We start from the raw sequence: 26891 nt of genomic DNA, 5'->3' as shown, positions 1-26891 counted from the left end.
GTTACTCAGAGCGCTTAAAAGCAGGACTTTCACGCCATAACGCCACTGCGAACATCAATACACCTGCAAACAGAGCGATATCGGCCATGTTAAAGGCGGGCCAATGCCATTCGCCCCAGTAAATGTCCAGATAGTCGACGACGTACCCTCGCGCTAAGCGATCAACAGTATTACCGAGCGCGCCGCCAAGAATCAGGCTGTACGCACAGGCCTCCAAGCGCGACAGGGGTTTGCATAGCTGCACAACCAATACGACGACCACCACCAACGCTAAACCAAGAAAGAGGTAGCGCTGCCAACCCCCTGCTTCTGCGAGAAAGCTGAAAGCGGCTCCTGTGTTCCCGGTATAAACCCAGTTAAAAAACGGCGTTAGCGGAATGACTTGGCCAAACGACATCTGGGCGTGCACGATTTCTTTGACCAGTTGATCGGCTAGAGCCAATACGCAAGCAAATGTGAACCATGGCCAACGTCGTGAAGGGCTATCGTTTGGCGCTGTTCTCATGACGTTGTTTTTCCTTGTGACAGGCCTGTCATTGCGGTACTGGGCGAAAAGCGGTAACCCAGCAGTCGCATGGCGTTCAACGTCACCAGGACGGTAGCACCGGTATCGGCCATCACCGCAATCCACATGCCGGTAATACCCAGCGCCGTTGTAACTAGGAAAATGGCTTTTAAGCCAAGGGCGAGAACAACGTTGGTTTTCACATTGCGCAGTGTGGCACGAGAGAGGTCTATCAGCTCAGCGATGCCGGTAACGCGGTTCTTGAGCAAGGCTGCATCGGCGGTTTCCAACGCCACATCCGTGCCGCCCCCCATCGCGATACCCACATCGGCTGCCGCGAGTGCCGGTGCATCGTTGATGCCATCGCCTACTTTACCGATGGGGCCACGGCCAGCCGCTTGCCAGTCTCGAACATACGCTGCCTTGTCTTCAGGCATTAGTTCGCCGTACGCTTCAATGCCTAAGCGACCCCCCGTGGCAGCGACGGTGCGGGCATTATCACCGCTGAGCATGACCGCCTGTACGCCCAAACGGGATAGCGCCGCTAGGCCTTCAATGGCATCTTCGCGTGGCTCATCGCGAACCGCGATCAAGCCCAGTAAACGCTCGCCTTCGACGAGGAGAGCGAGGCTCTTACCGGCTTCTTCTAACGCGACAATCCGAGCACTGAGACTTTCCTCAAGGATGACTTTCTCGTGAAGGTGACGAGGCGTCATTAAGCTCAGCTCGCGACCCTCCACCTGGCCGGAAACACCGCGCCCCGCCAGAGCGCGGCCGCCGGTGACGGTGGGGAGGTTGATGCCCGACTGTCGGGCATGCTCAACGATAGCCGTGGCGATAGGGTGACTGGAATCCCGCTCTATTGCGGCGGCGAGCCGCAATACGCTGTTATCGTCTTCCTCAGCAATCCAAGACTCCACATCTGTGACTCTTGGGGTACCCGCAGTGAGGGTGCCCGTTTTATCTAATGCCACCAAGCGAAGCTTACCTAACTGTTCAAGAACGGCTCCCCCTTTGATCAGTAGTCCGCGCCGAGCTCCCGCCGAGAGACCGGCGGCGATGGCGGCTGGGGTGGAAATGACTAACGCGCAGGGGCATGCGATTAACAGCAATGCTAACGCACGGTAAATCGACTCCGACCATGCCATGGTCGATACCAGCGGTGGCACTATCGCCATCAGTAGGGCGAGTAAGACGACGGCGGGCATATAGTAATACGCAAAACGATCAATAAAGCGTGCTATCGGTGCCTTGGCGGCCTGTGCTTCTTCAACCAGACGAATAACGCGTGCGATCGTATTGTCATCAGCGCCTCGTGTTACCTCCACCTCCAGGGCGGCATCAAGATTCACTGTGCCAGCAAAAATGTCATCACCAGGCGCTCGCGAACGGGGTATGGACTCGCCGTTTACCGGCGACTCGTCAATGTCGGAGGTGCCCACCAGGATGCGTCCATCGCAGGGTACGCGATCACCGGGCCGCACCAGCACACGCTGCCCGGGTTTAAGTGACTCCGCCGAGACGTCACGCAGATGGCCATTGTCCATCAGCCTCGCCGTTGAGGGTGTTAAATTTGCCAAGGCTGAGATACTGCGGCGCGCTCGTGAAGCAGCTACCCCTTCGAGTAGCTCACCTACGGCGAACAAGAACACGACCATCGCAGCTTCAGCGGCAGCATTGATGGCCAATGCGCCAAGCGCAGCGATGCACATCAGCATCTCTATGGTAAAGGGATTGCGCATTTTGAGGGCGCCCCAGGCACTCTGCGCAATGGGTATTAAGCCGACTAGCGTGGCCAAAATGAAAGGCATATTACCCAGCGCAGGCCATGCTAAACGAAGCGCGAAGGCTACGATCAGCAAATTGCCTGTGATAATGACCAAGCGCCCTTTAGCGGTTTGCCACCAAGAGGATGAAGCACCAGGTGCGCGTGTTTGGCCATCATGGGAAGCCACTTGATAGCCTAGTTCGTTCAGGATGCCCTCAATGGTCTTTCGCGAGGGGGCCCCGTGATCGTGGTGGTGAATCTTCACTGATCCCGTGACCGAGCTTGCCGTGACTTCCTCAATGCCTTCCAGTCGCTCTAGCGCCGATACAACCTTGCGCTCACAACCGCCGCAGTCCATGCCTTCAACACGCAGCGTCAAGGTGGTAGGCGCTGTTGTCGGCGTTGATGTTTTCATGGTGCCTCTCCTGCCAATGGGCTATGGTTTTTAAGTGTAAACCTTGTAGCAACTACAGCTTCAAGCCCTGCCTAAGGAGTTTTACCATGTCGATGATCGGCCAAAGTATCAGCATTGGTGAGTTAGCACGACGAGCCGATTGCAAACCTGAAACGGTTCGCTATTACGAGCGTATTGGGCTGTTGCGCGATGCGACACGAACCGGTGGGGGGCAGCGCCGCTATGGAGACGACGCTGTGCGGCGCTTGACCTTTATTCGTCATGCCCGTGACTTTGGCTTTTCGGTGGAGTCAGTGCGAGAGCTTTTGGCCATGTCAGATCAACCTGATATGCCTTGCCAAGAAGTCGATGCCATCGCCACGCATCACCTAAAGAAAGTGGAGTCCCGCCTTCAACGACTGTCCATACTGCGTGAGGAGCTTCAACGGATGGTCACGCAGTGTGCCGGTGGTAAAGTGGAAAGCTGCCGAATCATTGAGGTCATCAGTGATCATCAACTCTGTATCACTGAAAAATCGCACGGAGGGGCTCTCGACTTGGGTTAGCACTAACGCTACGCCCCACGCCCAATGGTCAGCCCAGCGAAACATCCAAAAACAGCATGAGTACCAATCCGATGGAGAGGCCCAGCGTGGCCTTTTTTTGGTGCCCGCTTCGATGAGTTTCGGGAATAATCTCATGACTGATCACATACAACATCGCCCCCGCTGCAAAGGCCAACCCCCAGGGCAGTAGCGCTTGTGACATGCTGATGACTCCAGCGCCTAATAAGCCACCCAACGGCTCAACAAGCCCCGTAAGGGCGGCAATCGTCCATGACCGCCAACGTGAATAGCCCACGCCTAGCAGTGATACTGCTACGGCCAGTCCTTCTGGGGCATTCTGAAGTCCAATGCCAATCGCTAGTGGAATGCCTCCTTCGCTTCCCCCTGCGCCGAAGGCCACGCCAACGGCTAGCCCTTCTGGCAGGTTGTGTATCGTAATGGCAATAATAAACAACCAGATACGACGTAGTGAGGCAGCCTCTGGCCCTTCTCGCCCCTGTTCGAAGTGCTCATGAGGTAAGAGTTCGTTCAGTAGTGCGACCATTCCAATCCCTAGCAAGATGGCCGCACAGGCAATGGCAGCAGGTACCACGCTACCTCCGTAACGCAGCTCCGAGGCTTCTAAGGAGGGTATGATCAGTGAGAAGAAAGAGGCCGCTAGCATGACGCCAGCGGCGAACCCCAACGCTAAATCGCGAACACCACGATTCGGTCTTTTGGTAAACAAGATAGGAAGCGCCCCGACAGCCGTCATCAAGCCCGCGGCAAGGCTTCCCAATACCCCCATTGTGACGAGAGAAACCTCTTCCATACCGATTACCTGTCTTGTGGTAGATGAGTGATCACAGCGCTAGGGTTCCATAACGAGGCAAGCACACGTTCACGTTACTAACAATCCATGCAACGTTGCTAAGCACGGGTGGTTACGGCTCGTTAAACGAGATCAAGTCATAAATGGACGCCGTGCCGATAGCTTGTTCCAAGCGATCTCTTGCCTCGTAAAGTGACGCTTGATATTCACCTTGAGTCGGCTGCTCACCCAACATGATGCGTTGACCTTGACCAAGGGGATCAACAGGCTGGTTATTGACTCTCACTTCGTAATGCAGGTTGGGGCCCGTGGCGACCCCGGAGGAACCTACCTCTCCGAGCGACTCTCCCGCATTGACTAAATCCCCAACCACTAGCTGTGGGGAGAATCGGCTAAGGTGTGTGTAGCGACTAATGGCCCCTGTGTCGTGCTCCACCTCGATCACCTGCCCATATCCCCCTTGGCGACCCATAAAGAATACGCGCCCAGGTGCGGTGGCAATGACCGGCGTTCCTGTCGGCGCAGCCAAGTCAATTCCATTATGAGGACGCATCCCTCCATACACAGGATGTCGCCGATTCCCAAAGCGAGACGTTAAGCGGGCACTAAGCACGGGCAACCGCAACGTGCCTAGCAGGGTGTCGCTTTTGAAAAGAGCTACGTCCCCCTTTTGGGTGACCGGCCATATGACCTCCAAGGGCTCTGCCTGATCAGGCAGAGCGGCATAACTGAGGCGTGGTGGCCCAACACGGGCGCCGTCCTGGCGTCGATCTTCCTCCCACACTAATTGAATACGTTCACTGCCAGAAAACTCCAGCGGCGCTGCGATAAACTCGCTGAGCAGTGTTTCCAGTTTAGTGGCGAAACGCGTTGGGACACCTTCTGCTGCCAAGGCCTCGTAGAGGGTGGTATCAATGACGACATCACGCCCAAAGGTTAGGGTATCAACGCTATCGAGCGGTAATGTGCCTTCTTGCTCGCTAGCCGCCTGTAACTTGACAGGGCTAAGTTCAGACGGAGGCAATGACAGATGCGTTTGCCAATTGGCTTCGGCTAGCAAGGGGTAAAAGCCCACAAAGCCTAGTAACCACCAGCGCTGCATCACTGGCCATCCTCTTCCCCAGAGATCTCCGCTACTTCACTCTCAACGGCATCAATCAGCTCTTGCATACCAAAGGGGTCTAAAGGCTCGCCATTGACAAAAAAGGTAGGTGTTTGGCGAATCTGATTGGCTCTGACATCCGCCATGTCTTGGTCAATCACCGCCTGCACCTCAGCAGAAGTCAGTTGCTCTTCGGCAGCCGCTAAATCAAGGCCTCCTTGGCTCGCGATATCGAGGATAGCGGATTCATCAAAACTGCCATGTGAAGCCCATTGATCCTGGCGAGCCAGCAGCCTCTCCAGTACCGGTTCAAAGACGCCCTGACGACGAGCAACTTCTAATACCCGAATGGCCTTATCAGATACGTCGCCGTGGAAAGGAGTGTAGCGCACGATGAGCCGCACTTTTTCTGGGTAGGTTTCCAGAATACTTTTTGTCAGGGGATAGAAAGCACGGCAGGCTTCGCAAGCCGGATCGAAGAATTCCACAATCGTCACCGGCGCGTCTTCTCGTCCCAAGATGGGGGAGTGTGAGCGCACCAAGGAGTCCTCTGCCTGGACACTGCTCTCCTTTGCTGCCTGAGCTTGCATATCTAAGAGGGCAGGTTTCGATACGGCGACGATCGCAGCGGTCAGCATTAACGTACCGGCCAATATAAAAGACGCTTTTTTGAACATGTTTCTCTCTCTTTCTCAACGATGGGGTGGAAAAGTAGGGTTGAAAAATAAGCCAATCGCTATGGGAGTAAGCCGCTCGCTACCTACCTGAGCCGGGAGTCGGCCTCGGTCTATCACTCGTGCCCATATAGATTGGCATTTTGATGCGCGTGGTCACTATGCTCAAACTCTAGGCTGGAATGAGCAATACTGAAGCGCATTTTAAGCTGCTCCTTGATCTCTGCTTTGACGGATTCAAGCTGCTGCCAGCCGGTTTCTGTCAGAACCACGTGGCAGTCAAGGGCTGCCATGTTTTCCTGCATCTGCCATAGATGCACATGGTGAATATCCTGGACTCCCTCGATATCTCGTACGGTCTCAACGACTGCCTGCCCGTCAATGTCCGGGGGAGATCCCAGCATTAGCGTACGGATAGGGCCGCCAATTTCAGAGAAGGCTAGGTAAAGAATATATAGCGCAATCCCTATCGTGATCGCGGGGTCCACCCAGCGCATGTCGTACAGTAAAATAAGCGAACCACCGATAATCACGGCGATGGAGGCAAACGCATCCGATAAGTTATGCAGAAAAAGGGCGCGGATATTGACACTCTCTTTTTGCATTGACCACGTGAGCATGGCGGTAAGGGCATCGACGACGAGCGCGACGCCACCAATAATCACGATCGTCCATCCCTCTATCTCAGGGGGATCGACCATCCGCATAGCGCCTTCGTAAATCAGGTAGACACCGACAATAATGAGGGTGGTGTAATTGATGAGTGCTGCCACTATCTCGATGCGGCCATAGCCAAAGGTCATATGCGCATCGGCAGGCCGTCTGGCGATTTTACGAGCAGCAAAGGCAATGACTAATGCTGCCATGTCAGAAAAGTTATGTAACGCATCAGCGATCAGCGATAGGCTCCCCGCCATAATGCCACCGACGATTTGAGCGATGGTTAAGAGCCCATTGGCCCAAATGGAGATGCTGACGCGCCGGTCGCCAGAGGCAGGATCAATGTGGGGATGATCATGATGATGTCCCATCTGTTACCTTCTCTCGAATTATCTGTTCTTGGTACTATAAAACCTCTAGCAACTAAAGCTTCAACCCTTGAGCATTATCTATTTGCATCGCTGGATTGGGAAGCACGTCCCTAGCTACCAAGGAGCCTTTGTGTGCTGGGCCGAAGGTGATCATGTTTTAGGTGCGGGGCTCAATCCACTTCAACCGGTAACGTCCAATCCACCATGGGTAGATTCATTTATTTTGTCGAGGCGCACCTTGTCTGGTTTGTAATCGTCGTCGCGGGGGGAGGCTTACTCTTTCCGGCCACCGGAATAATGCTTAAGTTCGCGATTGGGCCATTACTGGCATTACTGATGTTGATTATCAGCCTCACATTCGATGCGCATGCAGTGCGCATCGTGTTCCGAAAGCCGTCACGGCAGTTGTTGGCATTGGGGCTGGTCTATGGGCCTATGTCGATTGCCGGGTGGCTAACGGGCCGTCTATTTTTTGGAAGCGGCCCGCTGGCTGCTGGCCAAACCTTGCTCGGCACGCTGCCGACAGATGTGTCTTCTCCTCTTTTGGTACTGATGGCGAAAGGCAATGTGGCGCTTGCCGCTGTTTTCAACGCAGTCAACACCGCGTTATGTCCGTTTATTGTTCCCTTCCTGTTTTTATGGCTCACCGGCCTTCAGTTAGACGTGCCGCTTGGATCAATTATTCTTGAATTAACACTAATCGTGCTTCTTCCTACCGTGATTGGGGTCAGCTTGCGTACAAGGTTCTCGGCTTTCTTTGCACGGCATGATTCAGCGTATGCAGGGATAGGGTCGATTCTGTATCTGCTGATCCTACTCGCCGTGGTCGGGCCGAATGCCACCACGATCATTGGCTATGGCTGGTATGCGTTTGTGATTGCGGGCGCGGCCCTGTGCCTCAATTTGATTGGGTACCTGGTAGGTATGTCCTCACGGTTACTCACCTCTGATCGCAAAGAGGTGATTACCTATCTTTTCACGGTCAGTAAAAAGGAATTCAGCATCGCTGCAGCGTTTGTCGCTGCTTCTGGCTTGCCATCAGAGATCGCAATTCCAGCCGCTTTTTTTGCCGTGATTCAAATGATCACTTCGCCCATCGCAGCGAAGATCCTCGCCCGCCACTGAAGGGATGGCCGTATCGGCTCTTCGTCAGAAGAGCAACCTGCACACGGGGTGTACAGGTTGCTCTTACCGACAAAACAGACACCGCTACTCATAAAGGTGGCAAATAGTACCTATGCTAAGTCACTGCGACCAATACTGACCTTGCTAAAAGCATTTAACACAGAGGCTTCGCAGGGTATCTGTTCCTTTTTGGATTTAGGGTGCTTGAACGTATCGGCGAATCCTGGGCAGTGACCAACTAGTTTTTGGACAACACCTTCTACGTGCCGCACGTTAGACAGCACTTGGCGTAACCACTGCTCGAAGCTGCCTTGGTGGCTCAGCGTGAAGACTAAACCTTTATAGGAAGGAGGCTTGGATGCCTCCTCGCTACCGCCAGCTCTGGGTTTTGGAGGGCGTCGTTGGATCTCCATGAGATAGAGCGTTTGATCTAACACATGCACCCGAACGACGAGCACCCCGCGAGGTACCTTGGTCTGAGTATCAATGTAAACCCAATTAGCGACTGACGTTTCCACCTCCTCGTCTATTTCGAAAGGTTCGAGGCTGATTAACCGAGGGTCAGGAGAAGTGCTGAATCCGTCTTCAAAGGTAAACCAGCTAACGCCACGAATCGTTGCGGGATAGGCCGATTGTAAATAGAGAAGCGCATTCCACATATCACGTAGAAAGCCCTGTGATTCCAGTGTAATAGGAGCATGAATAGACGCTTGTCCCACTCCCTTCCCTGACCCATGTGGCTCCCCAGTGGAGAAAATGGTTTCGTCACCCGGAACGGGGACGCCTCGTGTATCGGGCACGTTTTTTCGGGTATATCGTTTATCCAAGACGGCGCGAGGCTTACCTAAAATAACGAATTCGTCCTCAGTAAGGTCTAGCCAGGAAGAACCATGGTCGGGCTCGTCATCATCCGTCAGGTCAATGACATCGGGGATGTCTTGAAGCTGATGATAGGGGAACTGAGAGGGGGCATCGTCGCCATCGGTGGCTGGTACTGTCGTTGATTTCTCTCTTTCACGGTGGATCGTGGCACCATCGGGCTGCGTACAGCCTAATATCTGCAAGCCTAGGAATGTGTTGCCACCATCAATTGGAACGCCAGAAACAGAGATTTCCCCGCTGCCTTGAAACCATGGAGTGACTTTTAAAAGCATCTTATCTTGGGGGAAGCTGGCTTCAGTCTGCGCATAAATATCTCTGGCAGCTTGTTCGGCATAGGGGTCGTACAGCATGTGCGCGAGCAAAATCGCATCGTGCCTATGAACACGATATGTAAATCTGACAGGCCAGGTACCTGGCGATGGGGGCGCATTAAGCGGTCGATAAAGCCGTTCTTTGACCTCCTCCCAACAGTAAGTGGCGAGCACACGCTTGATTTCAGATGATCGACCGTAAACGCGTGCAAAAAATTCGGTGCAAGGGATGAGCAGATGTTTGCCATCTGGGAGGTCAAATTCAATCAGGTACGATTTGTGTTTTCTGTCCAGCGGTAAATAGCTTGCCTCATGAAAGGAGGTATAGAGGCTGCGCCCTGCTTTGTGCAAGTCGTCTAAGGAGACAATCCGCCAGCCGCCCGGAGAGAACGAAACAGGGAATGTTTTCTCCTCAAATGCGATGCGGGAGTTGCTCACGCCCTTTTCCCAGACGGAGCCGATTCTCAATAGTCCGACATGCGTTAAGACCGTCGTTCGCTTAATCACGTCTCCTAATTTGTTCTCCTGATCAATAGGTCTTAAAAATACATAAATTTTAGGGACGCTTTGTGAGCGGATATTTTTGAAGATAGGCCCGTACCACCAAACGACCAAGCGCTCAGTTTCGTCTTTAAGGGTGCCATCTTGAAAGCTAAAGGTTCTGGATTGTTTGAGAGAAACGGTCACAAGGGCGTGCTCTATGTAAACTCAACATAGAGATTGTCGCAGCAATTATTGTTTAGTCGCAACAATTGTTGAAAATGACACCCCCGCCGACCAGCGCGGCGGCGCTCGCGCTGTGGTGGGGTTGGCGAAAGGGCCGTTGGCCCCAGTCGGCTTCCAGCGGCAAGCCGCATACCGAGCGCACGGCTGCCACTTGAAGCGCATCATCTTCTGACAGCGGCGGCAGAATGCCGGGCAAGCGGCTGGCGAGCATGGTTTTGCCGGTGCCGGGTGGGCCTGCCAGCAATAAGTTGTGGCCCCCTGCCGCGGCTACTTCCAGCGCCCGGCGGGCCTGATGCTGGCCGCGCACGTCGGCTAAGTCCGCCACCGGGGCGGTGGATTTGACGGAGGCTGAGAGCTGGTGGGGCTGAATTTTCTCCTGGCCCAGCAAATGGGCGACCACTTGCCAAAGCGAGTCGGCGGGCAGCACTGACAAATCGCCTGCCAGGGCGGCCTCATCGGCGCAGGCGCGGGGGACGATCAACGCTTTATTGGCGCGGCGGGTCGCCAGGGCAAACGGCAGCACGCCGGGCACTGCCCGCAGCTTGCCATCCAGGGCCAGTTCGCCCGCGCACTCCATGCCTTCTAATGCATCTACCGGGATTTGGCCAGAGGCGGCGAGGATGCCCAGCGCAATCGGCAAATCAAAGCGGCCACCCTCTTTGGGTAGATCCGCCGGGGCGAGGTTGAGGGTAATGCGCTTGGTGTTGGGGAAATCGAAGCCCGCGTTGATCAAGGCGCTGCGCACCCGTTCGCGGCTCTCCTTTACGGCGGTTTCCGGCAAGCCTACCAGGGTCAACCCCGGCAAACCGTTAGCCAAATGAACCTCTACATGTACCGCCGGTGCTTCCAACCCCACGCCTGCCCGCGTGGCCACAATCGCTAGCGTCATGGCGCTCCCTCGCAACGTCATCCATCGACTCAGTCAGCTTAATGAGCCTGTTCGTTAGCTAAGCCTACTTTATTTTGGGCGCAGAGTGCTACCAAGTGTTGGAGAGGGCTGTATCAAGCACTTGATTGTAAAGTGCAGTAGAGTGACCTCTTACTCTAATCCCAGAGGCGACTGAGAATTGGCTAACCTCGGGTGGAGCTGACAACGTTCTGGGAGGATAACAAGTTGCCTTAACTCTGACCCAGCAGGCGAAAGGTAAGCTAGTTGGAAGCGCTATGCCTCTCGAGGCCTGGGCAACCGACCGTTAGAAGTCGATTGCCACTCGTATGTATCATCATGTCTTGTCGTGTTCTTAGCGTTTCCATGCACTACGCCAGGTCTTCAGTGCGAGGTTTCGAGAGAGGTAGGACACGCTTCAGAATATCGGCCAGTGAACCGTACCGGGATTCCCGGAGGCTCCAAACCTTGAGAGGATGGAGCCATGAGCAAATCAAATCGATATTCCCCTGAAGTTCGCCAGCGGGCGGTACGTATGGTCTTCGACCACGAGGCCGATTATTCCTCCCAGTGGGCAGCCCTCGGTGCCATCGCCCCAAAAATCGGCTGTACGCCTGAAACACTGCGCAGTTGGGTCCGACAGGCCGAGCGTGACACAGGGCGTCGGGAAAGCGCTACGACCTCCGAGCGTGAACAGATCAAAGCGCTAGAGCGTGAAAACCGAGAGTTGAAGCAAGCCAACGAGATCCTACGAAAGGCCTCTGCATATTTTGCCCAGGCGGAGCTCGACCGCCGCGGGAAGTGATGATCAACTTTATCGAAGATTACCGAGCGTTATACGGGGTCGAGCCGATCTGCCGTGTCCTGCCGATCGCCCCGTCGACGTACTATGAGCATCGTGCCCGCGCACGCGAGCCCAACCGAGCGCCTCCCCGCAATAAACGTGAGCGCTGGCTGAGGGCCGAAATTCAGCGTGTCTGGGAAGAGAACTTCGGTGTCTACGGCATCCGCAAAGTCTGGCGTCAACTACACCGAGAAGGCACTCCGGTGGCTCGCTGCACCGTCGCTCGCCTGATGCGCCAAATGGGGCTGCGCGGTGTGATACGTGGTAAGCCGGTGCGTACGACTGTATCTGACCCTAACAAGGCCTGTCCGGCGGATTTGGTCAAGCGGCAGTTTCAGCCAGCTCAGCCGAACGCACTGTGGGTATCAGATTTTACCTACGTTGCCACATGGAAGGGCTTTGTTTATGTCGCCTTCGTCATTGATGCGTTTGCTCGCCGAATCATCGGCTGGCGAGTTTCCAGTACACCTCGAACCGATATGGTGTTGGATGCGCTTGAACAGGCGCTTCATGAGCGCCCTCAGCGACCTAAAGGTGATCTTATTCACCACAGCGACCGAGGCGTTCAATACGTCTCAATTCGCTACACGGAACGTTTAGCAGATGCCGGCATTGAGCCCTCTGTCGGAAGCGTGGGCGATTCGTACGACAACGCAATGGCTGAAACCGTGATAGGGCTTTTCAAGACCGAAGTGATTCGCCGACGCGGACCATGGCGGCAACTAGAAGCGGTTGAGTTTGCAACGTTGGTATGGGTCGACTGGTTCAATCACCGGCGGTTACTGGAGCCGATTGGCCACATCCCACCAGCAGAGCGAGAAGCCATGTATTATGAGCAACAGAGTCAGGCAAATAAGGCTGCTTGACTCAAACTAACGGGTCTCCGAGAAAGCCGGTACGGTTCACAGTGTGACCACGCCCTGCAATCTTTCGGTAGTCATAACGACTGCTAGCTGTACGCTTGATTTGCGCATGCGAGCCAGTGCTTCATAAACAGGCGTTTCACCCTCCAGTACAAATGCTTGCCGGGCGATTTCATGGGCAGCTCGATCAGAGGGTTCCAGCAGCGTATCGCGTACGTGTACGACCGTTGGTGGACTATTCTCTTCACCCATCACGAGAATACGAAAATGACCAGATTTCATCGCTGCAGCACGCACCTCAGCGACTGAGGCCGCACGGGTAACGTGTACTGGCAAATCTCCTTCGGTGATCAATGAGGCGACTGGCAGCGTGCCCAAGTCCATCAACCCAGAGAGCTGTTGCTGCATCTCTGGTTGAAGGGTCCCTACTTGCGCAGAGTGCTCCACCAATTGTCGGATCGTTTCAATGTCTTGTCCCCCCACGGCGGCACTTTCGACAGGCTCAACACCCGACGCTTTAACTAAGCGATTGGCGAGACGATTCACCCAGCCTAGGAGCCCACGCAGCGGCCAAATATAGATGCGTGAGATGACGCCAATGGCCAAGGCAGACTTCTCGGGGTGGGCAATGGCCCAAGATTTCGGCGCCATTTCCCCAACGACTAAATGCAAGAACGTCACGACGAACAGGGCAAGGCCAAAAGCTGCACCACCCGCAGCCCAATCGGGCAGCCCCCAGGCGGTAAAAATTGGGCCTAGCCAAACATCGACAGCAGGCTTGGTAACTGCCCCGAGCGCAAACGTGCACAGAGTAATCCCTAGCTGCGCCCCGGCTAACATCAGCGTTAAATCATTCATACCGCGTAGCGCGGCACGCGCAGAGGAGCTGTTGGGAGCCAACTCTTCAAGGCGATGACGGCGAGCGCCAAGTAGGGCGAACTCGATAATGACAAATAAAGCACTCAAAGCAATGAGAGCGACCGTGGCGATTAAGACAAACATTGGATCGTTCATGCGTTTTCACCTGCCAGGGGTAGCTCTACTAATTGGACACGTAGCAACGCGGGAACATGGCGTTCAATTCGTAGCACATCAATGATGAGGCGCTGACGCATGGGTTCCTCTACCACGAGTTCAGCAGGATCGATAGGCAGGTCAATCGTCACTGTTTCCCCTTCCTTAGGTAATGCTCCCAGCTCTGCGATGAGCAAGCCTGCCATCGTCTCCACATCAGGATGTGGCAAGTCATGATCAATGACACGCCTTACCTCATCCAAGTGAACCTCGCCTTCCATCATCCAAGTGTTATTGTTTTCAGGGATAATCGCTTCATTAGTGAGCTCATCATGTTCATCGGTAATTTCACCCACGATCTCCATGGCGAGGTCTTCGATGGTCAGAACCCCCGTAAAACCCCCGTACTCATCAATGACACAAGCCAACTGATTAGTTGTTTGGACTAACTGATCGAGTGCATCGGGTAAACGCATCAGCGTAGGGAGTACTGCAGCCGTTCTCATCACTGAAGAAACCGAAAGTCCTCGTTGCCCTGCCTCGATACGCTCAAGCACGTCAGCAAGGTGAACGACACCAACCGGGGCATCATCGTCATCAATCACAGGGTAGCGAGTATGTGCACGTGCCATGAGGGCGATGAGTTCGTCGAGCGACGTATTAGGACTCACCCAGTCGACCTGTGATCTGGGTACCATGGCATGCTCGACATTGCGCTGTGGGAAATCGAGAATCCGGTCCATCATGAGCGATAGCTCTCGTGGCAAATCTCCACTCTCCCTTGAATCCGCAATAATGTGCGGAAGGTCGCTGGCGGATGCGCTAACGTCCAAGTCATGGACGGGCTCAATGCGTAATAGCTTCAAAAAAAGGTTAGCCGACTTGTCGAAAAAGCTAATGAGCCAACCAAAAACGGACATATACAGCAGTGTAGAGCGAGCCAGACCCAGCGAGAGGGGTTCCGGATTCGCGATAGCTAAGTTTTTAGGATAAAGCTCCCCTAAGATCATCTGAATCAACGTGGCGGCGATGAGCGTTAAGCCGGTGCCAACGGCGATACCCGTATCCAAGGACACGCCTGTGCCACCCAGCAATTCACCCAGTGATGCGCCCACGAGCGGCTCTGCGACATAACCGACAAGCAGGCCGGTGACGGTAATGCCGAGCTGCGCACCCGAGAGCATGAAGCTTGTGCGTTTTGTCACATCGAGGGCTCGACCCGCTGACGTATCGCCTCTCGCTGCTAACGCGGCAAGCCTAGTGCGATCAACGGCCATGTAGGCGAACTCTTGGGCTACGAAATAACCATTGGCTGCGATAATCGCCAGGATAATGACCATGCCGAAAAGAAGCGTGAGGATTGGTTCGATCATGTCAGTATCCAACCAAACACCGAAGAGGGGATAGAGCAGGGTAGTACCGAGGATATGTCCACAAAGGGTTCCATATGGAGAAGACTTCAAAACTATAGTGTTATTTAGCCTACACCGTCTAGCGTTAGATATTCTCGACCGTAGAGCCGTTTTTAACGATGTGCAGAGTTTGCAAACTTGAGCGCCCAAATGTCATGTTTCTATTGATAATTCATCTAACATACATTTGTTTTGCTCGATTGATACATGACTAAGTTCCTACATGTGTGTAGTGGTCTAATGTAAACAACCGCACTTTTGGGGAGTCCGCTGAGGTGAGTTCGAGGTTGGTGCATTTGGTGCCAGAGACATCACAGACTGCCTTGAACGAGACGCTGCGCCGTTGCGCAATGCTTGCGGCTCTCCGTTACGATAGTTTTTGGCAAACCGATGGCTAAGAATGCTTTTTTCAAGCATTGAGCGCTACCGAAGTGGAGAAGGTGAAGTAAGAACTATCCAGCAACGTCAGCATTCAGCGCGCTGGTGAGTTCACGGGCAAAGCGTTGTGCCGAAGGCAGCGCGCCAAAGCTCCACACCGGGGGCAGGCGCAGCAGGTTGCCGTTTTGAACACTCGGCAGGTGTTGCCAGAGGCCGCTCCCCTCCAACTGCTCTTCCACGCCTGCGGGGAGTGGGTCGACGACCACCAGCGTGGCATCGGGGTAGCGTGCCAGCGCTTCGATACCGGCCAGTGAGAATCCCCAGGCGTTGGTGGGCTGATCCCAGGCGTTGGGCAATTCGAGCTGTTCTAGCACGGCGTTGTAGAGGCTGTTCTCGCCAAACACGCGCACATGGCGGGCATCCATGAACTGCACCATCAGCAGTGGGGGCGAGTCGCTGCGCTGGCGACGCAGGTCGGCCATCAGCTGCTGGGTGTTCTCGATCAGCGCATCGGCCTCGGCGTTGCGGTCGGTCAGCTCGCCCAGTTGGCGAGTGAGGCTCTGCATCTCTTGCCACGTATCCGCACCCGGTGAGTAGAGGGCGAAGGTGCCCACTGGGGCGATTTTCTCCAGCCGGGGAATGAGCCCGGTAAACATGGGCGAGAGCAGCGTTTGCTCGGGGGGCGATTGGGCCAGCAGCTCGAAGTTGGGCTGGGTGCGCAGGCCAATATCCATCACGCCCTCGGGAATGCGCGGCTCGCCCACCCAGTCGTGGTAGGCCGGTTGCTGCGCAATGCCGCTCACGGGGGCATCAATGGCTAGCAGCGTTTCAGCAATGGTCCAGTCGATGGTGGCCCACTGGGCGTGGCTGGCGGTAGACAGCAGCAGGCTTGCCGCGAGAAGGCCGTGGCGAGCCAGGATAAGCAGTCGGGGAAAACGGCGCATGGCATTAGTACCTAGCAATAAGCGCCTTATTTAAACGAGTCTATTTATCAATTGCAAATAGAAACACCCAGGCACGCGCAGGGAGCGTGTGACTGGGTGTGGGCTTGGCGGGCGCTGCTCAGAAGCGGTAGTGAACGCTGGCAGTGATACCGCGTTCGGCACCGAAGTAGCAGTACTCCAGTGAGTTACACGATGCCACGTACGCTTTGTCCAACGCATTGTGCACATTCAGGCGGGTTTCGACGCCGTTCAAGCCTACTTGACGCCAGTCGTAGCCCAGCGTGGCGTCAACCAATGTGTAATCCGGCACCGTGGCGGTGTTGGCGCGGTCGGCGGCAATGTCTGCGTAGTGGCGCACGCCTATGCCAACATCCACACCACTCAGCCAGCCTTCCTGCACGGCATAGTGACCCCACAGCTGCACTTGGTGGCGGGGTGAGTAAATAGCGTGATTGCCCTGGTTGCCGTCGTCGCTTTTGGCGTAAGTAATGTCGGTAAAGCTGTAGCCCGCCTGAAGCGAGAGCGCCTCGGTGAGCTGTGTTTGGGCTTCCAGTTCGATACCTTGCGACTCGATCTCGCCTACAGCGCGGTAGGGGTCGGTGGGCTGCTCTTTGGTCGCCACGTTCTCCTGGCTGATGTGGAACAGCGCTGCGCTGTACTGCTGCTGTTCGTTGGGCTGGTATTTCACGCCGGTTTCCCACTGCGCGCCTTCCATGGGAGAAAGCAGGTCGCCGTTGGCATCCACAAAGCTGGTGGGGGTAAAGGCCGTCGAGTAGCTGGCATAAGGTGCGATGCCGTTATCGAACAGGTACACCACCCCGGCGCGGCCGCTAAACTGGGTGTCGCTGAGCGCGCTGGTAGCGCCGCTGTCGCGGTTGGTGTTGTCGATATTGACCCAGTCAAAACGCCCGCCCAGCGTCACGCGCCACTGGTCAATGGCGATCTGATCCTGCAGATAGACCCCGGTTTGCTCCAGCTCGTGGTTCTCCTGAACGGGCGCGTAGAACACCAGCGGCTCGCTACCGTAGACTGGGTTGAAGGCATCCAGCGAGGGGAACGCGCCGGAAGGCCAAGCAACCTCGTTCTCGCGTTGCTGGTAATCCGCGCCGAGCAGCAGGGTGTGCTCCATGAAGCCGTTGGTCAGTCGCGCTTCTAACTGATTATCCACCGTCAGGGCCTGAAGCGACTCCTCGCTGCCGGAGTAGTAGCGGGCCAGTTCGTTGGAGGTCGGCGATGCCCAGCCAAAGCCGTACACCTGATTCAGCGTCACGTCTGAATTGAGATAGCGCAGCAGTTGGCGGGCGGACACGCGGTCGTTAAAGCGATGTTCGAGGGTATAGCCAAGCATGCGCTGGGTGCGCTGATAGGCGTCGTAGTCGGCTTCGCCATCGAAGAAGTTATTGCTTATTTGGCGGCCATTGCGAGCGATCACCGCGCCTTCATAGGGTACGCCGGAGTGGTAGCCGCCTTCTGGTTCATCTTGCAGGTAGGCTTCTACGGTGAGGCTGGTAGCGTCGGTCATGTCCCAGGTCAGCCGTGGCGCAATGGCGTAGCGCTCCTCCTCGGCTGGGCCAAACTGGGTATCGGCGGCGCTGGCAATGCCGGTGAGCCGAAACGCGACGCGCTGCTCTGCCCCCAGCGGGCCCGTGAGATCGAACGCGGCACTGCGCTGGTTATTGTTGCCGACTCTGAAGCGCAGCTCGCCGCCCGGCTCGAACTCGGGGCGTTTACTGTTAAGAGCCACCACGCCGCCCGGTGAGGCACGGCCATACAGCACGGACGCCGGGCCGCGCACCACCTCGATGCTGTCTAGAAACCAGGGGTCGATGCGCATGCTGCTATGGGAGTTGGCGTCCCCCATCACCTTCAAACCATCTAAAAAGGTGTTGCTCAAGCTGCCATCGGAGAAGCCGCGCAGCACCAGGTAATCAAAACGGTTGGAAGCCCCTATTTGATTGCTGTACACGCCGGGCGTGTAGTCGGTAGCGCGTTGCACCGTGGTGACACCGCGCTGTGTCATCTGCGTATCGGTGATGGTTGAGACGCTCTGCGGCGTTTCAATAAAAGGCGTGGCGACTTTGGTGGCTGCTTGTTGAGCCGTCACGGTAACCGTGGCCAAGGGCGTGCTGGTTTGTGCCGCCACGGGTGACATCAGCACCATCAGCAGCGCGCTAGTGAGTGGAGCCAATAAGAACGGACGATGGAGGGAGGCCATAAGTGATCCTGAGAGGAAGTGGAATCAGTTTTATTGAGCAATGAGAATTATTACTTTTTATGGCATCGTAAAGGTATGCGTTATGCCAAGCCTGCTATGCGCGCTGTCATAAGTGATCGCATCAAGGGAACGATGACTTATGGCTTGTCCCGTTGAAGCTCGTGAGGGGAAACACCGAAGTGGCTCTTAAAGGCGCTCGAAAAATTGCTGGCATGGCGGTAACCGCAGCGGTGGGCCGTGTGTTGAACGCTGTGGCCTTGGCGCAACGATGCGTGCGCCTGCTCCAGGCGCGCTTGGCGAATGTAGTCGAACAGTGTGCAGCCGTAGTAGGCACGAAATTTCTGCCGCAGGCTGCTGGCGCTCATGGCGGCCTCTTTGGCTAGAGCCGCGAGGCTATAGGGCTCGGCGGGATGCTGAGTGATGCGCGCGTGCAGCGCTGCTAGGCGGCGTCTGTCTCGGGTGGAGAGGCCGTGATGCTTGGGGAGTGCGGGCGTCGTTTCCGGTAGTCCCAGGCCAATCAGTTGTATCGCGAGACCTTGCCACACGAGGGGCTGGCGCCAGGTGGTGGGTGGTTGCTCACTTATGGTGCAAAGGTGCTGGTGTAAGGCACTCGGCAGCCGCCAACGGTGCAAGGCCGGTTGGCTGCCGGGAGCGGGAAGCCCTAACGGTGCGGTCGTACGCACCGCAATATTCACGGTACTCAGGCGCGGCTGAGCCGGTTGGTGCACCGTTAGCGGGTGGTGGGCATCAAAGTGAGCGCACACTCCCTCCCCGGCACCTAGCTGCAGGTGCTGCTGGCCTATTTGTAGTTGAATCGTGCCTTCCAAAATAATGCTAAAGAACCAGGGGACGCTTTGGTAAGACGTGGAGGTATAGCCGCGCTCTACTTGCAGATTAGACAGCGTTAGGTGCAGCCCTTGGGGTAAGCCAACATCGTGCACATGGCCCAGCGCGACCGGCTGGTGTTGTAAAGGGGTGCCGTCCACGCGGTAGTGAATGCCAAATCGTTGGCCAAGCTGGACCAGCGAGCGGTGGGTGATTTCGGGCGTGATGAGGCGTTCCTGCGGGGGCATCTGAGCCGTCGCTATCGTGAATGAGGCAGCCAATCAACGCACGATAGCACTATCGCGACGGGAGTCAATGATAGTGATTCTTGTTCGCTAATTTGGGGCAGCTCAGCCTGCCCCATTCTGAGCACAACGGCGGCTTACTCAGTATCGCCAGTGGACGGTTTATCGGACGTTGGTTTCGTCGTCCCGGAGGGGTGCACAGGGGCGGGCGGCACTTCGGCTTCTACGGGCGTGGACGCGGTGTTGCTAGAGGCTTCTACGGCCGCTTCCAGGCTGGCCACTTGGCGCTCTAAGGCTTCAACCCGCGAGCGCGTGCGCTGCAGCACATCCATCAAAATATCGAAATCTTCCCGCGATACCAGCTCCAGGCGGTCAAAGGCGCCGCGTACCACCTGCTGGACACCTTTTTGAATATCTTCCGGGGCTTGCGACGCATTCTGCAGACGGTCGCCGATCTGCTGGGCTAAGCGGCTAATGCGATCTTGGGGCGCCATGGCTCTCTCCTTGAAAGGGCATGCATGAATATGAACTGCTTGTCAGTAAGGATACGCAACCCGACGCCGATTCGCATGCGCCGCGTGTGAATTAAGCGTGGTGAGCGGGAAGAATCAATGCATCGAAATGGAGCGGCTAGCTTTTATTAATGTTCATTAATGGTGCAAAGCCAGGGTGAGCCTCATTGGGTAGCACGTCTAAGCTACCGTGAATTGCTTATATAATTATTTTAAGTAATTGAAAGTTAATAATAAAAAAGCGGGTGGCACGGTATGCGCATTAGTAGGGCAAGCACTAAATTCGGGCGGCCATGCCGCTTTTCACCGAGTGGGACTGATCCAGCAGGGGAGATCCGGGATGAAACTCATCACCGCTATCATCAAGCCATTCAAGCTTGACGACGTTCGTGAAGCACTCGCCGACAACGGCGTTCAAGGGATTACGGTAACCGAAGTGAAAGGCTTTGGCCGCCAGAAAGGTCATACCGAACTCTACCGCGGCGCGGAATACGTGGTCGATTTTCTGCCAAAGGTGAAAGTGGAAGTCGCCGTGGACGATGCACGCCTGGAAAGCGTGCTGGACGCCATCTGTAACGCAGCGAATAGCGGCAAGATCGGCGACGGCAAAGTGTTCGTCACGCCGTTGGAAGATGTGATCCGTATTCGTACCGGTGAGCGCGGTGCAGATGCCGTGTAAGGGTAATGCTGGGCGGCTGATGATGTCGCCGCGCTGCCACGTACATCTTCCAAGTACCTCTTCTTAAGTACCAACGGGGAACACCTCATGAATGAGTTAGCTGATTTGAGCTATGCGCTCGATACGTTCTACTTCTTGATCTGCGGCGTGCTGGTCATGTGGATGGCCGCTGGCTTCGCGATGCTGGAAGCGGGCTTGGTTCGCTCCAAGAATACCGCCGAAATTCTGACCAAAAACATCGCGCTGTTTGCGATTGCTTGCACCATGTACCTGCTGGTGGGTTATTACATCATGTACTCCAGCAGCGCAGGCGGCTTCTTGCCGAACTTGGGCTTCTTGATCGGTACCGAGAACAGCGTCGATGCGGTGCTGGCCGGTGGCGACGATGCGCCTTACTACTCCATGCGTTCTGACTTCTTCTTCCAGGTGGTGTTCGTTGCCACCGCCATGTCGATTGTCTCGGGTGCGGTTGCTGAGCGTATGAAGCTGTGGGCCTTCCTGGCTTTCGCCGTGGTGATGACGGCGTTCATCTACCCGGTGTCGGGCTACTGGACCTGGGGCGGCGGCTGGCTGTCCGAAGTGGGTTACTCTGACTATGCCGGTTCTGGCATCGTCCACATGGCGGGTGCGGCCGCCGCGCTGGCAGGTGTACTCGTCCTGGGCCCGCGTAAAGGCAAGTACGGTAAAGACGGCTCTATCCATGCAATTCCCGGTGCCAACATGCCGCTGGCCACGTTGGGTACTTTCATCCTATGGATGGGCTGGTTCGGCTTCAACGGTGGTTCCGAGCTGAAAATGTCCGATATCGGCTCTGCCAACAACGTTGCGCAAGTATTCGTCAACACGAACGCTGCGGCAGCAGGCGGTGTGATTGCCGCTCTGGTGCTGGCCAAGCTATGGTTCCGTAAAGCGGATCTCACCATGGCGCTGAACGGTGCGCTGGCTGGCCTGGTCGCCATCACTGCGGATCCGCTCTCTCCCTCGGCGCTGGGCGCCGCCATCATCGGCGCAGTAGGTGGCCTGATCGTCGTCGCTGCGATCGTCACGCTGGACAAGCTGAAGCTGGACGATCCGGTGGGTGCGATCTCCGTGCACGGTGTGGTCGGTATCTGGGGCGTGCTGGCTGTGCCGCTCACCAATGGCGATGCCTCTTTCGGTGCGCAGTTAATCGGTATCGTGGGCATCTTTGGCTGGGTCTTCATCGCAAGCCTTGTGGTATGGCTGGTGCTGAAAGCGGTCATGGGCATTCGCGTGAGCGAAGAAGAAGAGTATGAAGGCGTCGATATCGCTGAATGCGGTCTGGAAGCCTACCCCGAGTTTAGCGTCAAGAAATAAGCTTGCGCTAATCATGTGAGCTGGCGTGCTCCTTGTGGCCTCCCCGAGTGGGAGGCCTTTTTGTCGTTGATGGATATGCGGTACGTCGAAGGTTATGAGCTAGTGACGTTCGGATTTTTTATTCTCCGCCCTTGGCGGTGTATGCTTAATCGACTGGGTAACGGGCTTGGCTACGTGAGCGCCCCGCTAACCTCGATGGTTATGACAATCGGTTAATAACGCTGTCTGCATGACAGCGGGCCACCAAGCTAGAGGATGTCGCAATGAAATTGATCTCAGCCATTATCAAGCCCTTCAAGCTTGATGACGTACGCGAATCGCTCTCGGATATCGGCGTGCAAGGCATTACGGTCACGGAAGTGAAAGGCTTTGGCCGCCAGAAGGGCCACACGGAGCTCTACCGTGGCGCAGAGTACGTGGTGGATTTCCTGCCCAAGGTGAAGCTGGAAGTCGCCGTCGACGACGATATGGCCGAGCAGGTGATCGACGCGATTACCCAGGTCGCCAATACCGGCAAAATCGGTGACGGTAAAATCTTCGTGATGCCGCTCGAGCAGGTCATCCGTATCCGGACCGGCGAAACCGGTAAAGACGCTGTCTAACCACGGTGAATGGTAAGGCGTGAACAGTGAGTCGCGCTGAATCGACAAAGCCCCTGTGGATAATATCCACAGGGGCTTTGTGCATAAGGCGACGATGACACGGGCTACGATTTCCTATTCACCCTTCACCCTTCACCCTTCACCCTTCACCCTTCACCCTTCGAACGGGGCTCACTTCTCAACGAAGGCGCGTTCGATGACGTAGTCGCCCGGCTCGCCCATACGCGGGGAGATGTTCAGGCCCAGCTCGTCGAGCAGGGCGCTGGTGTCGTCCAGCATCGCCGGGCTGCCGCAAATCATCGCGCGGTCTTGGCGCGGGTCGATGGGGGGTAGGCCGGTGTCTTCGAACAGCTTGCCGGTGCGAATATGGTCGGTCAGGCGACCCATGGTGTGAAACTCTTCGCGAGTCACCGTGGGGTAGTACACCAGCTTCTCGGCGATCTCTTCGCCCAGGTATTCGTGGGCGGGCAGCTCTTTGGTGATGAAGTCGGCGTAGGCCAGCTCGGAGACTTCGCGCACGCCGTGTACCAGCACGACTTTCTCGAAGCGCTCGTAGACTTCCGGGTCCTGAATCAGGCTCATGAACGGCGCCAAGCCGGTGCCGGTCGAGAGCATGTAGAGGTTACGGCCTGGCAGCAGGTCGTCGCACACCAGCGTGCCGGTCGGCTTGCGGCTGACCATGATCTGGTCGCCTACCTGCAGGTGCTGCAGGCGCGAGGTGAGCGGGCCATCCGGCACCTTGATGCTGAAGAACTCCAGGTGATCTTCGTAGTTGGGGCTGGCGATGGAGTACGCGCGCATCAGCGGTTTGCCGTCCACTTCCAAGCCGATCATGACGAACTGGCCGTTCTTGAAGCGCAGGCTGCGCTCGCGAGTGGTGCGGAAGCTGAACAGGGTATCGTTCCAGTGGTGAACGCTTAGCACTTCTTCCAGGGCAAACTTGCTCATGCTCACTCCTCCAGAGGCGGCGCAGCCTAAGCCTTGCTCGCCATATTCCAAAAAAGAATAAAAATTATCTCTATAGGTTGCTGCTAATTCTAAATAAAGGGTGGTATATCTGTTAAGCAAATTATCTTGATAACGCTTATCTTTAAAATCGATATAGCCCTTCGCCGCTCACTCGACAGAGAGGTTTTGGTCATGCATTACACCCTGCGGCAGCTAGAGGTCTTCGTGGCCGTTGCCCAGCACGAGAGCGTTTCCCACGCGGCGCGTGCGCTGGCCATGTCGCAATCGGCCACCAGTACGGCGCTGGCCGAGCTGGAGCGCCAGTTCGACTGCCAGCTGCTCGACCGCATTGGGAAACGGCTGAAACTCAACGCGCTCGGCTTTCAGCTACTGCCCAAGGCGGTGGCGCTGCTGGACCGCGCCGAGGAGGTCGAAGAGTTGCTGCGGGGCCAACAGGGCGTGGGAGCTTTGGACGTGGGGGCCACACTCACCATCGGCAACTATCTCGCCACGCTGCTGATCAGTGATTTCATGCAGCGCTATCCCGGCAGTCGAGTTCAGCTGGCGGTGCGCAACACGCGGCATATCATCGAAGGCGTGCGCCAGCACTCGTTAGATTTAGGGCTGATCGAGGGGCAGTGCGATGACGACATGATCATCAGCCAGCCCTGGGTCGAGGATGAGCTGTGCGTGTTCTGTTCGCCGCGTCACCCGCTGGCGGGACGCGAGCACTTGGAGCTGGATCAACTGCTGCGCGAAGACTGGATCATGCGTGAGGAGGGCTCGGGGACACGCATGACGCTGGAACATGCCGCCCGCCACCGCCGCAGCCGGTTCAATACCCTGCTGGAACTGGAACATACCGAGGGCATCAAGCGCGCGGTGGAGTCGGGGCTGGGCATTGGCTGCGTTTCGCGGCTGGCGCTGCGCGATGCCTTCCGGCGCGGTAGCCTGGTGCCGCTGCCCACGCCGGAGCTGGATTTAAAACGCCAGTTCACGTTCATCTGGCATCGTCACAAGTACCTGACCACCGGCGTGCGCGAGTTTTTACGTCTCTGTCGCGAAATGACCGCCGGGGCCAAGCGCAGCGACGATATCCCGCTGCCGCCGATTCCCTAGCGGCTAAACCTTGGCCTCGTCAGGGCTTGGCAGCGTCTGGGCCGGTTGCTGTGATGCTTCCAGCGTAAAGCCTCCCACCAGCGCGGCCAGCCTGTCCGCCTGGTCTTTGAGCTGCTCCGCTGCGGTGGTGGACTCTTGCACTAGAGCGGCGTTTTGCTGGGTCATTTGGTCCAGATCGCTCACCGCGATGCTGACTTGATTGATGCCGTCGTTTTGCTCACCGGCGGCGGTGCTGATATCGCCGAGCATGTGGGTGACGCGCGTCACGCTATCGGCCAACTCGTGCATGGCGGCCTCGGCATCGCGCACCAGTTGCGTGCCGCTTTCGACCTTGTCGGCAGACGCGTCGATACGCTGGCGGATGTCCTTGGCGGCGTCGCTGCTGCGCGAGGCCAACTTGCGCACTTCATCGGCCACTACGGCAAAGCCGCGCCCGTGCTCGCCAGCCCGCGCTGCTTCCACGGAGGCGTTGAGGGCCAGCAGGTTGGTTTGAAAGGCAATCCCGTCGATCACGCTGACGATGCTTTGAATCTCTGCCGAGGTCGCACGGATGTCATCCATGGTCGAGACTACCTCAACAAACGCTTTGTCGGTACGGGAAGCTAGCTGCGAGGCGGTGTTGGACAGCCCGCTGGCCCCTTGGGAAGCGTGGGTGGTGTGGCTGACGGTACTGCTGATCTCTTCCATCGCTGCCGACGTTTCTTGCAGGCTAGCAGCGGCTTGCTCGGTGCGCCGTGAGAGGTCATGGCCGCCCTGGGTGATCTCGCTGGCCGCGTGGTTCACGGCCTCACTACTGCGCCGCACGTCCAGAAGGATGGCCTGAATTTTTTCGGCAAAGGCGTTGAACTGCTCGGCCACGGCGGCGCTTTCATCGCGGCCATGCACGGGCAGGCGCTGAGTGAGATCGCCATTTCCAGAGGCGATCTCTTCCATTCTGTTCGCTAAGCGCTTGAGCGGTCGGGCAATGCGGCCACCAATCCACCACAGTGCGGCGATGCCGATGGCTGCCACTAGCAGCCCCACCAGCGTCATGCCCAGGGTGTTTTGCTGGCGCTGGTCGCTCAAAACGTTCTGTAGCGCGTTGAGTTCGGCGAGCACGACGGACTCGGGCAACTGTAGTACCAGCACCCATGGCTGTTCGGTATCGCCAATGGTCAGCGGCTGGTAGCGCTGAAACATGCCGTTGGCCATGCTGCTGTAGAGGCTGCCTTGTGTCGTGGCTTCGGCAATGCCGTCAAGCGCCGTGTCGCTCAGTGCGTTGCTGGCAGGCAGGCCCAGGGCCTCTTCACCGTGGGTGTCCGCCACCAAGCCGCCGCGCCCGGCAACCAGCGCCATCCGGCCTGCGCCGTCATACAGCGCGGCGTTAGCGTCGCTCAGCAGCGTTTGGATGAAGTTCAGCGAGAGGTCGACCCCAGCCACGCCGCGAAATTCGCCATTCACCAAAATCGGTGCGTTAAACGAGGTGACCAGCTGTGTCTCGCCGTCGTAATCGTAGGCGGCTGGGTCGATCACACAGGGGGCGAGCGTTTCGCGCGGGCAAAGGTAGTACTCTCCCTCTCGCACGCCGCTGGCTAGGCGGGTGTCGCTCTCCATGGTGTCACCCAGTGGCAAGACGTCGAGCGAGCCATCCCCGGTGCGGTACCACCAGGGCATGAAGCGGCCGCTGCCATCGTGGCCGTAGCGCTCGTCGCCAGCAAAGCGGGCATCGTCACCAAAGGCGTTGGGCTCCCAGCCGATGAAGGCATCCAATAGCGCCGGGTTGTCAGCCACCGTTTGCCGCACCAAATTGGAGAGCTGACGGCGGCTCAGGTAGAGCGCGCGCTGGCCTTCGGCATCTTCCACGCCCATGAGGGCGTTGGTGGTGGCGAGCTGGCTGGCCAACGTCATGGCCTTGTCCAGCTCGCGTTGAATCCGCTCCCCTTCTGCTTGGGCAATGGCATCGAGTCGCGCGTCCAGTGCGCTTTGCATGAGCGTTTGGGTGTGCTCTTCGACGGTTTGTTGGGTGCGGGCGGCCGCGATGAGGTTATAAACCACCAGCGCGGCAACAACGGCGAGCAGGCAAGGGCCTGCCAACGCCAAAACGAGAGAGCGAAGGGAGCGAAAGTGCATAGAAGCGCGGTCCTGTTTCAGCAAACGGCGAAAGAGCCTATCGGGTGCCATCTTCGAATCAGTAGA

Annotated in this window: 22 protein-coding genes, 1 pseudogene and 1 other annotated feature; of the genes and pseudogenes, 7 read left to right on the top strand and 16 right to left on the bottom strand. The window is 56.7% G+C overall.

Annotation, left to right across the window (positions count from 1 at the left end):
- Window position 1: 1 nt before the first annotated feature.
- Window positions 2–505: a signal peptidase II gene (gene lspA, locus FRH_RS04895; RefSeq protein WP_027957956.1), complete on the bottom strand. Its 504-nt coding sequence runs from the start codon at window positions 503–505 to the stop codon at window positions 2–4.
- A complete protein-coding gene (locus tag FRH_RS04890; protein WP_027957955.1) occupies window positions 502–2688 on the bottom strand; it encodes a heavy metal translocating P-type ATPase in 2187 nt (728 codons plus the stop codon). The genes lspA and FRH_RS04890 overlap by 4 nt, the downstream gene beginning before the upstream one ends.
- Window positions 2689–2774: 86 nt before the next feature.
- Here FRH_RS04890 and FRH_RS04885 point away from each other — a divergent pair, with 86 nt between their 5' ends.
- Complete coding sequence (locus tag FRH_RS04885) at window positions 2775–3233, top strand: helix-turn-helix domain-containing protein (RefSeq protein ID WP_027957954.1); 459 nt, start codon at window positions 2775–2777, stop codon at window positions 3231–3233.
- Window positions 3234–3261: 28 nt separating this feature from the next.
- Here the strand turns inward: FRH_RS04885 and FRH_RS04880 are convergent, their stop codons facing one another.
- The 4 genes from FRH_RS04880 to FRH_RS04865 form a co-directional block, all read right to left on the bottom strand.
- Window positions 3262–4044 carry a ZIP family metal transporter gene (locus tag FRH_RS04880; RefSeq protein WP_016916429.1) on the bottom strand — a complete coding sequence of 261 codons (783 nt, stop codon included), beginning with the start codon at window positions 4042–4044 and terminating at the stop codon, window positions 3262–3264.
- Between the two features lie 112 nt (window positions 4045–4156).
- A complete protein-coding gene (locus FRH_RS04875; RefSeq protein WP_016916430.1) occupies window positions 4157–5146 on the bottom strand; it encodes a M23 family metallopeptidase in 990 nt (329 codons plus the stop codon).
- Window positions 5146–5823, bottom strand: a complete 678-nt coding sequence (locus FRH_RS04870) for a thioredoxin domain-containing protein (RefSeq protein ID WP_016916431.1) — start codon at window positions 5821–5823, stop codon at window positions 5146–5148. The genes FRH_RS04875 and FRH_RS04870 overlap by 1 nt, the downstream gene beginning before the upstream one ends.
- A 113-nt stretch (window positions 5824–5936) precedes the next feature.
- On the bottom strand, window positions 5937–6851 hold the full coding sequence (locus tag FRH_RS04865; protein WP_016916432.1) for a cation diffusion facilitator family transporter: 915 nt from the start codon (window positions 6849–6851) through the stop codon (window positions 5937–5939).
- Window positions 6852–7055: 204 nt separating this feature from the next.
- Between FRH_RS04865 and FRH_RS04860 the strand changes: the two genes are divergently transcribed.
- Window positions 7056–7976, top strand: a complete 921-nt coding sequence (locus FRH_RS04860; RefSeq protein ID WP_027957952.1) for a bile acid:sodium symporter family protein — start codon at window positions 7056–7058, stop codon at window positions 7974–7976.
- Between the two features lie 110 nt (window positions 7977–8086).
- Here the strand turns inward: FRH_RS04860 and FRH_RS04855 are convergent, their stop codons facing one another.
- Together FRH_RS04855 and FRH_RS04850 are read right to left on the bottom strand one after the other, a co-directional pair.
- On the bottom strand, window positions 8087–9856 hold the full coding sequence (locus tag FRH_RS04855; protein WP_027957951.1) for a hypothetical protein: 1770 nt from the start codon (window positions 9854–9856) through the stop codon (window positions 8087–8089).
- 79 nt (window positions 9857–9935) lie between these two features.
- Window positions 9936–10784, bottom strand: a pseudogene (locus FRH_RS04850) (magnesium chelatase domain-containing protein); the annotation flags it as partial.
- Window positions 10785–11265: 481 nt separating this feature from the next.
- Here FRH_RS04850 and FRH_RS04845 point away from each other — a divergent pair.
- Window positions 11266–12491, top strand: a protein-coding gene (locus FRH_RS04845) for an IS3 family transposase (protein WP_281997891.1) whose coding sequence is annotated in 2 segments (ribosomal slippage) — window positions 11266–11551 and window positions 11551–12491 — 1227 coding nt in all. Because the reading frame shifts where the segments join, the coding sequence is not laid out codon by codon here.
- Window positions 11544–11660 (top strand) — a sequence feature (AL1L pseudoknot). (Overlaps the previous gene by 117 nt.)
- A gap of 36 nt (window positions 12492–12527) precedes the next feature.
- Here the strand turns inward: FRH_RS04845 and FRH_RS04840 are convergent.
- The 6 genes from FRH_RS04840 to FRH_RS04815 all read right to left on the bottom strand — a co-directional run bounded on the left by FRH_RS04840 (window position 12528) and on the right by FRH_RS04815 (window position 20015).
- Complete coding sequence (locus tag FRH_RS04840) at window positions 12528–13502, bottom strand: hemolysin family protein (protein ID WP_281997890.1); 975 nt, start codon at window positions 13500–13502, stop codon at window positions 12528–12530.
- On the bottom strand, window positions 13499–14875 hold the full coding sequence (locus FRH_RS04835) for a hemolysin family protein (protein WP_281997889.1): 1377 nt from the start codon (window positions 14873–14875) through the stop codon (window positions 13499–13501). Before FRH_RS04835 ends, FRH_RS04840 begins: the two co-directional genes overlap by 4 nt.
- Window positions 14876–15366: 491 nt before the next feature.
- Complete coding sequence (locus FRH_RS04830; protein ID WP_281997888.1) at window positions 15367–16236, bottom strand: ABC transporter substrate-binding protein; 870 nt, start codon at window positions 16234–16236, stop codon at window positions 15367–15369.
- A 118-nt stretch (window positions 16237–16354) separates the two neighbouring features.
- On the bottom strand, window positions 16355–18451 hold the full coding sequence (locus FRH_RS04825; protein ID WP_281997887.1) for a TonB-dependent siderophore receptor: 2097 nt from the start codon (window positions 18449–18451) through the stop codon (window positions 16355–16357).
- A gap of 137 nt (window positions 18452–18588) precedes the next feature.
- Window positions 18589–19524: an AraC family transcriptional regulator gene (locus tag FRH_RS04820; protein ID WP_281997886.1), complete on the bottom strand. Its 936-nt coding sequence runs from the start codon at window positions 19522–19524 to the stop codon at window positions 18589–18591.
- 134 nt (window positions 19525–19658) lie between these two features.
- A complete protein-coding gene (locus FRH_RS04815; RefSeq protein WP_219862197.1) occupies window positions 19659–20015 on the bottom strand; it encodes an accessory factor UbiK family protein in 357 nt (118 codons plus the stop codon).
- A 358-nt stretch (window positions 20016–20373) separates the two neighbouring features.
- Between FRH_RS04815 and FRH_RS04810 the strand changes: the two genes are divergently transcribed.
- The 3 genes from FRH_RS04810 to glnK all read left to right on the top strand — a co-directional run bounded on the left by FRH_RS04810 (window position 20374) and on the right by glnK (window position 22649).
- Entirely contained in the window at window positions 20374–20712 is a 339-nt protein-coding gene (locus FRH_RS04810; RefSeq protein WP_058579766.1) for a P-II family nitrogen regulator, read from the top strand.
- Window positions 20713–20799: 87 nt separating this feature from the next.
- Entirely contained in the window at window positions 20800–22047 is a 1248-nt protein-coding gene (locus tag FRH_RS04805; protein WP_139526009.1) for an ammonium transporter, read from the top strand.
- Between the two features lie 263 nt (window positions 22048–22310).
- Window positions 22311–22649 carry a P-II family nitrogen regulator gene (gene glnK, locus FRH_RS04800; protein ID WP_009098335.1) on the top strand — a complete coding sequence of 113 codons (339 nt, stop codon included), beginning with the start codon at window positions 22311–22313 and terminating at the stop codon, window positions 22647–22649.
- Between the two features lie 171 nt (window positions 22650–22820).
- On the opposite strand, the gene FRH_RS04795 is transcribed toward glnK, so the two are convergent.
- On the bottom strand, window positions 22821–23597 hold the full coding sequence (locus tag FRH_RS04795; RefSeq protein ID WP_139526007.1) for a ferredoxin--NADP reductase: 777 nt from the start codon (window positions 23595–23597) through the stop codon (window positions 22821–22823).
- A 192-nt stretch (window positions 23598–23789) separates the two neighbouring features.
- On the opposite strand from FRH_RS04795, the gene FRH_RS04790 reads away from it, so the two are divergent.
- A complete protein-coding gene (locus FRH_RS04790; protein WP_281997885.1) occupies window positions 23790–24716 on the top strand; it encodes a LysR family transcriptional regulator in 927 nt (308 codons plus the stop codon).
- A gap of 3 nt (window positions 24717–24719) precedes the next feature.
- On the opposite strand, the gene FRH_RS04785 is transcribed toward FRH_RS04790, so the two are convergent.
- A complete protein-coding gene (locus FRH_RS04785; protein ID WP_239296270.1) occupies window positions 24720–26825 on the bottom strand; it encodes a methyl-accepting chemotaxis protein in 2106 nt (701 codons plus the stop codon).
- Between the last annotated feature and the right edge of the window lie 66 nt (window positions 26826–26891).

The sequence above is a fragment of the Halomonas sp. A020 genome (assembly GCF_027943625.1).
Taxonomy (GTDB): domain Bacteria; phylum Pseudomonadota; class Gammaproteobacteria; order Pseudomonadales; family Halomonadaceae; genus Vreelandella; species Vreelandella piezotolerans.
The sequence above is the reverse complement of the archived record's forward strand: the minus strand, read 5'-3'. Positions and strand labels throughout refer to the sequence as shown.